Annotated in this window: 5 protein-coding genes; 3 read left to right on the top strand and 2 right to left on the bottom strand. The window is 72.5% G+C overall.

Annotated features, from left to right (window positions below):
• Positions 1-1,283 (top strand): DUF5691 domain-containing protein (locus tag V7793_RS29795; protein WP_336012255.1); only part of this gene is annotated, 1,283 nt, incomplete at its 5' end.
• Positions 1,284-1,296: 13 nt separating this feature from the next.
• Here the strand turns inward: V7793_RS29795 and V7793_RS29790 are convergent.
• Positions 1,297-1,710: a cobalamin B12-binding domain-containing protein gene (locus tag V7793_RS29790; RefSeq protein WP_058045874.1), complete on the bottom strand. Its 414-nt coding sequence runs from the start codon at positions 1,708-1,710 to the stop codon at positions 1,297-1,299.
• A gap of 353 nt (positions 1,711-2,063) precedes the next feature.
• On the opposite strand from V7793_RS29790, the gene V7793_RS29785 reads away from it, so the two are divergent.
• Both V7793_RS29785 and V7793_RS29780 read left to right on the top strand, forming a co-directional pair.
• Positions 2,064-2,930: an esterase/lipase family protein gene (locus V7793_RS29785; RefSeq protein WP_336012252.1), complete on the top strand. Its 867-nt coding sequence runs from the start codon at positions 2,064-2,066 to the stop codon at positions 2,928-2,930.
• 205 nt (positions 2,931-3,135) lie between these two features.
• The gene (locus V7793_RS29780) at positions 3,136-4,845 is read left to right on the top strand and encodes a M23 family metallopeptidase (protein ID WP_336012249.1); all 1,710 of its coding nucleotides are present in this window, start codon (positions 3,136-3,138) and stop codon (positions 4,843-4,845) included.
• A gap of 68 nt (positions 4,846-4,913) precedes the next feature.
• Here V7793_RS29780 and pcrA read toward each other — a convergent pair whose 3' ends face one another.
• Complete coding sequence (pcrA, locus tag V7793_RS29775; protein ID WP_336012247.1) at positions 4,914-7,379, bottom strand: DNA helicase PcrA; 2,466 nt, start codon at positions 7,377-7,379, stop codon at positions 4,914-4,916.
• Positions 7,380-7,415: the final 36 nt, after the last annotated feature.

The raw sequence follows: 7,415 nt of genomic DNA, 5'->3' as shown, positions 1-7,415 counted from the left end.
AGTGGCTGGCCGCCGCCAACGGGCACGGCTATCAGGCGCCTCCCGCACTCCTGCCCGCCCTCCTGGACGCGGCCAGGTCCCGTAGCGATCTGCGGCAGGAGGCACTCGCGTTCGGCGGCCCCCGCGCCCGGTGGCTGGCGGCGCTCAACCCGCAGTGGAAATACGCCCTGAGGCCCGGCCCCACCGCGGACGCGGACGCGGGTACAGCCGCAGGCACGGACGCCGACACCGGCGTCTGGGAGGAGGGGCTGTTCGCCGAGCGGGCCGCGCTCCTCGCCTCCGTACGGCAGCGAGATCCTGCTGCCGCCCGCGAGCTGCTCGCCGGCTCGTGGGCGACGGAACGGGCGGAGGACCGCCTGATGTTCCTGGACGCGCTGCGCGAGGGGCTGTCCGCGCAGGACGAGCCGTTCCTGGAGCGGGCCCTGTCCGACCGGAGCCGTAACGTCCGGGCCACCGCGGCGGAGCTGCTGTCGGCGCTGCCCGGCTCGGCGCTCGCGGCCCGCATGGCCGAGCGGGCCCGCAGCTGCGTCTCCCTGGACCGCACGGGAGAGGGAGAGGGCCCGCGGATCGCGGTGGAGGCGCCGCACGAGTGCGACAAGGGCATGCAGCGCGACGGCGTCGTCGTGAAGCCGCCGTCCGGGCGCGGCGAGCGCTCGTGGTGGCTGGCCCAGATCGTGGAGGCGGCTCCGCTGGCAGCCTGGTCCGAGCGGTTCGGCGGCCGGAGCCCGGCGGGGATCGTGGCGCTGCCGGTCGCGGACGGCTGGCAGCCCGAGCTGCACGCCGCCTGGTGCCGGGCCGCGGTCCGGCAGCGGGACGCGGAGTGGGCGCGGGCGCTGCTGGGCCCCGCGTCGGCCCCGCCCGCGGCCGAGGGCACCTCGTGGAGGGATCCGGCGAAGCTGCTGTCGGCGCTGCCGCGGGACGAGCGGGCGGCGTGGGTGGCGGAGTTCGTCTCGGCGCACGGGCTGTCGGACGCGTTCCGGCTGCTCGGGGTGTGCGCGGTGCCGTGGGCGGAGCCGCTGGGCCGGTCGATCGTGGACGCCCTGGACGCCGCCCGCGACGCGGGCGGCTATCCGTGGAGCTTCAGCGGCGTGATGGGCCTGGCCGAGCGCTGCCTGGACCCGGCCGAGGCCGACCGGTTGGAGGCGCTGACCCTGCTGCCGGAGGAGCCGGCCGCGGATGCCCCCGGGCGCGCCGGGGCCGCCGCGTACTGGGCGGAGGCGTTCCAGCGCCTCGTGGGCACGCTGCGGCTGCGGGCCACGATGCGGGCGGAGCTGGCGGGGTGACCCGCCGGCTCCGTCAGGCCTCGGTCGGCTGGCGGACGTTCGCGTTGACCCACTCCACGATGGAGGCCGTGGTGGCCCCCGGGGTGAAGATCGCGGCGACGCCCTGCTCCTTCAGCGGCGCGATGTCCGCCTCGGGGATGATCCCGCCGCCGAAGACCTTGATGTCCTCCGCGTCGCGCTCGCGCAGCAGCTCCAGGACCTTGGCGAACAGGGTGTTGTGGGCGCCGGAGAGGATGGACAGGCCGATCGCGTCGGCGTCCTCCTGGATGGCGGTGTCCACGATCTGCTCGGGCGTCTGGTGGAGGCCCGTGTAGATGACCTCCATGCCGGCGTCGCGCAGCGCCCGTGCGATGACCTTCGCGCCGCGGTCATGGCCGTCGAGCCCGGGCTTGGCCACCACCACGCGGATCGGACCGGTCACTCCCATCACTGCCTCCATGTACGACTGCCGGTAACCGGCGCCCAGGGATGTGAACGAACGTTATCTCCAGCATCCCGCACGCGGCCGTTTCGCGGTGCGGAGCGAGGGGGAAATCACACGTGGGACAACACGTCGCTACGCACCGTCCGCGCGCTTCCGCGTCTTACGGGTCGCCCAGTCACCCGCGTCGCCGGGGTGGCGAGTCTCCGGGCGGTCGCGAGGGGAGCCGCGGCGAGGCCGCCGCACCACTGTGCCGACAGCCGCACGGCACAGCGGTGCGGCCGGTCGCGCGCAGCTGCCCGTGGGCGCACACGGGGGACTGCAGCCGCGCTTCCCGGGTGCCGTTCGGGAGGTCGGCCATGAGGACCCTGCCCTTCATCAGCATCCTTGCCGCCTTGCTGCGCCCGTCGACCGCGCTCGTCCGGTCCACGGTGCTGGAGCTGGCGATTCTCACCGGCCATCTGCTGCTCTACCCGACCGGTGTCGTCCAGGAGCGCCCGCCGCCCCGGCGGGCGCTGCCCGCGCTCCCGGCCGCCGGCGACACGCCCGACACACCCGGACTGCATGAATCAGTCGAAAGCGGACAAGCGGGTCATCTGCCTGTTCTGCTCCTCCACGGCTTCATCGACAACCGCTCGGTCTTCGTCCTGCTGCGCAGATCTCTGCGCCGGCACGGCTGGCAGCAGGTCGAAGCGCTCAACTATTCGCTCCTGACCTGCGACATCCGCACGGCCGCCCGCCTGCTGAGCCGCCACATCGAGGACATCTGCGCCCGCACGGGGCAGCGGCGGGTCGACGTGGTGGGACACAGCCTCGGCGGCCTGATCGCGCGCTACTACGTCCAGCGGATGGGCGGCGACGTCCGCGTCAGGACCCTGGTCACGCTCGGCACGCCGCACGCCGGCACCCGCGCGGCCTCGCTGCTGCCCGCACATCCCCTGGTGCGCCAGATGCGCCCGGGATCGGACGTCGTCGCCGAACTCGCGGGCCCCGCACCGGATTGCGCAACGCAATTCATCGGTTTCTGGAGTGACCTGGACCAATTGATGGTGCCCGTGGAATGCGCCCGCATCGACCACCCGGATCTGAGTGCGCGCAATGTCCGGGTGACGGGCGTGGGGCACCTCGCCCTGCCGGTGCACTGGGAGGTGGCCGCCGGCATACGACAGGCCCTGACCACGGAAGAGGCGCAGGACGACGCGTCGGGGGCGGCGTCGGTCGCCTGATTCGCCCACGTTCCGCGGGCGCTCCCGGAGGCCCAGAAACCGAACGTGGATCGAACGTCAAATCGGTTTTCCGGGGTTCAGTCCGCCAAAAGGCGGCTAAATGCCCGGGCCCCGGCCGCCCGAAACGTGACGAAGATTGTCGCCGTCCCATACCGCCGGGTACAGTCGCCGCTAATTCTCCTCCCTCGGCGAAAGAGAAGTGGTGGTGAACGACCGTCACCCGGCGGCGGGCCCCGGCCCGTCCGACCCCGCTCAGGATGGCTCCTACGGGCAGTACGCGTCGTACGGTCAGCAGAGCGCACCGCACAACTACACCGGGTACGACGGCTACGACAGCGGCCAGTGGGAGACCACGGGCCAGTGGGCCAGCACCAGTCAGTGGGGCGGAGTCACCGGCCAGACCCAGATCTGGGACTTCAGCGCCTACGACACCGGGCAGGCCGACACCTCGGGCTGGGGGCACCTTCCGGACGAAGTCCGGGGGATGGACACCTCCGCCGGCATCACGACCCCCGCCACCGGGCAGTGGGACACGAGCGCCATGACGCCGGGCGACTGGGGGGCGAACGGCACCTACGACACCTCCGGCCACTGGGAGCTGACGGGCCGGACCGGGTTCCCCGACCAGGCCCAGGCACCCGCCCCCGACCAGGCCGCGGCCCAGGGCTGGGACACCACGGGGACCGGGCAGTTCACCTCGTGGGACGGGTCCGGCCGGGCGGCGGACGCCTCGGGCTGGGGGCACCTCCCGGACGAAGCCCGGGGGAGGGACACGTCCGGGCAGTGGGACACCTCCGGAGCCTCCGGGCAGTCGGGCCAGTGGGAGACCGGGGCCGCCCAGTGGGAGGCGGGCGCCGGTCAGACCCAGATCTGGGACGCCGGTGCCTTCGCCGCCGTGGACGGCACGCAGGGCGAGCCGGAGCACGCCCCGACCCTCATGACCGACCTCTCCGGCATGACCGGCCTCTCCGGCATGGCGCCCATGGACTCCGCGCCCGAGAGGGACGAAGCGGACGGGCAGGCGGCCGACGAGGCGAAGGCCTCCCCCGCCGGTGCCGTCGCGAACGCCGAGACGCAGGCCATGCTGTTCGTCCCCCCGTCTCTCGACGAACCGGGCCCGGACGACGCCCTCCGCGACGCCCCCCGCGATGCCCCCACCCGCAGCAGCCGCCGCAAGGGCGCGCCCGCCCGCACCGGTTACCGGCCGCGCCGCAAGGCGCTGCTGACCGTCGCCGTGCCGTCGGTCGCCGTCATAGGGGTCGCCGGGATCGCCGCCGCGACCGTCTCCGGCGGGCAGAGCGACGACAAGAAGGAGGTCCAGGCGGCGTCCGCCCCCGACAGCGCGCCCGCACCCTCCGTCGCCAACAGCAAGCTGGACACCCAGCTCGCGAGCCTCAGCCACGGCGCCGACGACTTCGCGAACCGCGCCAACCGCACCCAGGAGCGCATCGACCTCAAGGCGCGCCAGGAAGCGGAGAAGAAACGTAAAGCGGAGGAAGCGGCCCGCAAGGAGGCCGAGCGCCCGAAGTTCTCCCTCCCCGTCGCGCAGCACGGCCTCAGCGCGATGTACGGCCAGGCGGGTGTCAACTGGATGTCCGTGCACACGGGCATCGACTTCCCGGTCAGCTACGGCACCCCGGTCATGGCCGCCACGGACGGCACGGTCCGCACGCAGTACAACGTGGCCTACGGGAACATGGCCATAGTGACGTCGCCCGACGGCGTCGAGACCTGGTACTGCCACCTCAGCAGCACCAAGCTCCGCTCCGGCCAGGTCAAGGCCGGCGACGTCATCGCCTACTCCGGCAACTCCGGCAACTCCACCGGGCCGCACCTGCACTTCGAGGTCCGGCCGGGCGGGTCCGCCGTCGACCCGCTGCCGTGGCTGCGCGCCCACGGCTACGACCCGACCTAACGGCCGGCGGCGGCGCACACCGGCGGGCCGCACCGGGGGCTCATCCCCGTGCGGATCCACCGGAACGGCTAGAGCTTCTCGACCGGTGCGTAGCGCAGGAGCAGCCGCTTCGGCTTCTCCTCGCCGAAGTCGACCGTGGCCTCGGCGTTGTCACCGCTGCCCTTGACCCCGACGACGGTGCCCAGCCCGAACGAGTCGTGCGTGACCCGGTCGCCGACGGCGAGCGCCACCACGGGCCGGTCCTTGGCCCGGCGCGTGGCAAATCCGCTCGGTCCGGCCTTGGCGCGCGAGGACGTGAATCCCGACGTGATGCCGGAGCCCGCACCACCGCCCGAGCCGATCGAGTTCATCGACGCCGACGGCTTCGCGGGCCCGGTGCGCCGCCACTGCACGTACTGGTCGGGGATCTCCTCGAGGAACCGCGACGGCGGGTTGTACGAGGGCTGGCCCCACGCGCTGCGCATGCTCGCGCGCGTCAGGAACAGCCGCTCCCGGGCGCGGGTGATGCCCACGTAGGCCAGGCGGCGCTCCTCCTCCAGCTCCTTGGTCTGGCCGAGGGCGCGCATGTGCGGGAAGACGCCGTCCTCCATGCCGGTGAGGAAGACGACGGGGAACTCCAGGCCCTTCGCGGTGTGCAGGGTCATCAGCGTGATGACGCCGGTGCCTTCCGCGTCCTCGTCGGGGATCTGGTCGGAGTCGGCGACGAGGGCCACCTTCTCCAGGAACTCGGCCAGCGTGCCGGGCTCCCCCTCCTCGCGCTCCTGCTCGAACTCCAGGGCCACGGCAGCGAGCTCCTGCAGGTTCTCCACGCGGGTCTCGTCCTGGGGGTCGGTGGAGGCCTGGAGCTCGGCGAGATAGCCCGTGCGCTCCAGCACCGCTTCCAGGACGGTGGCGGGGCCGGCGCCCGACTCGGCGATCGTGCGCAGCTCCTCCATGAGGACGTTGAAGCGCTTGACCGCGTTCGCCGAGCGGGCGGCCATGCCGTAGGCCTCGTCGACGCGGCGCAGCGCCTGCGAGAAGCTGATCTTCTCGCGCAGCGACAGGGCGTCGATCATGGCCTCGGCGCGGTCGCCGATGCCGCGCTTGGGCACGTTGAGGATGCGCCGCAGCGGGACGGTGTCCTCGGGGTTGGCGAGGACGCGCAGGTAGGCCAGGACGTCGCGGACCTCCTTGCGCTCGTAGAAGCGCACGCCGCCGACGACCTTGTAGGGCAGGCCGACGCGGATGAAGATCTCTTCGAAGACACGGGACTGGGCGTTGGTCCGGTAGAAGACGGCCACGTCCCCGGCCTTGGCGTCGCCGGCGTCCGTGAGGCGGTCGATCTCGTCGGCGACGAACTGGGCCTCGTCGTGCTCGGTGTCGGCGACGTAGCCGGTGATGGCCGGGCCGGCGCCGGCCTCGGTCCACAGGTTCTTCGGGCGGCGGCTCTCGTTGCGCTCGATGACCGCGTTGGCGGCGTTGAGGATCGTCTGCGTGGAGCGGTAGTTCTGCTCCAGCAGGATCGTCTTGGCGTCGGGGTAGTCCTCCTCGAACTGGAGGATGTTGCGGATCGTGGCGCCGCGGAAGGCGTAGATCGACTGGTCGGCGTCACCGACGACGCACAGCTCGGCCGGGCCCTCCTCCGGCGCCGACTCCGCGGTGCCGACGAGCTCGCGCACGAGGGTGTACTGCGCGTGGTTGGTGTCCTGGTACTCGTCGACCAGGACGTGCCGGAAGCGGCGGCGGTAGTGCTCGGCCACGTCGGGGAAGGCCTGGAGCAGGTGCACCGTGGTCATGATGATGTCGTCGAAGTCGAGGGCGTTGGCCTCGCGCAGCCGCGACTGGTACATCACGTACGCCTCGGCGAGCGTCTTCTCAAAGCCGTCCGCAGCCTGGGCCGCGAAGGCCTCCTCGTCGATGAGCTCGTTCTTCAGGTTGGAGATCTTCGCGCTGAAGGACTTCGGCGGGAACTTCTTCGGGTCGAGATCGAGGTCCCGGCAGACGAGCGCCATGAGCCGCTTGGAGTCGGCCGCGTCGTAGATCGAGAAGGAGGAGGTGAAGCCGAGCTTCTTGCTCTCCCGGCGCAGGATCCGCACGCACGCGCTGTGGAACGTCATCACCCACATGGCGTGGGCGCGGGGGCCGACGAGCTGCTCGACGCGCTCCTTCATCTCGCCCGCGGCCTTGTTGGTGAAGGTGATCGCGAGGATCTGGCCGGGGTGCACGTGCCGGGCGCCCAGCAGGTGGGCGATGCGGTGGGTGAGCACGCGCGTCTTGCCCGAGCCGGCGCCGGCGACGATGAGCAGCGGGGAGCCCGTGTGCACCACCGCGGCGCGCTGCTGCTCGTTCATCCCCTCGAGCAGGGCGGCGGGGTCCACGGCGGGCCGGTGGGCGCCGTCGCGGTAGTAGGCCTCGCGGGGGACGGGCACGTCGAAGGCGCCCTGGAAGAGGTCGTCCGGCACCGGCTCCGGGGCCGCGTCCTCCGGGGGAGGGGGGTGCTCCTCGTCCGCGGGGCCGAGGTCCGCCAGGAAGCTGTCGTCAAAGAGGCTGCTCATCGCCTCCCGAGTCTAGGCCGCCCCACTGACAGCCGG

This window comes from Streptomyces sp. KLMMK, assembly GCF_036961605.1.
GTDB classification, from domain to species: Bacteria; Actinomycetota; Actinomycetes; order Streptomycetales; family Streptomycetaceae; genus Streptomyces; species Streptomyces telluris.
Note: the sequence above shows the minus strand (reverse complement) of the source record. Positions and strands in the feature narration are given on the sequence as shown.

What these genes read in the sequence shown, in the direction of transcription:
- V7793_RS29785 (WP_336012252.1), top strand. Translation starts at nt 2,064, where the DNA reads ATGAGGACCCTGCCCTTCATCAGCATCCTTGCCGCCTTGCTGCGCCCG.
- V7793_RS29790 (WP_058045874.1), bottom strand. Translation starts at nt 1,710, where the DNA reads ATGGGAGTGACCGGTCCGATCCGCGTGGTGGTGGCCAAGCCCGGGCTC.
- pcrA (WP_336012247.1), bottom strand. Translation starts at nt 7,379, where the DNA reads ATGAGCAGCCTCTTTGACGACAGCTTCCTGGCGGACCTCGGCCCCGCG.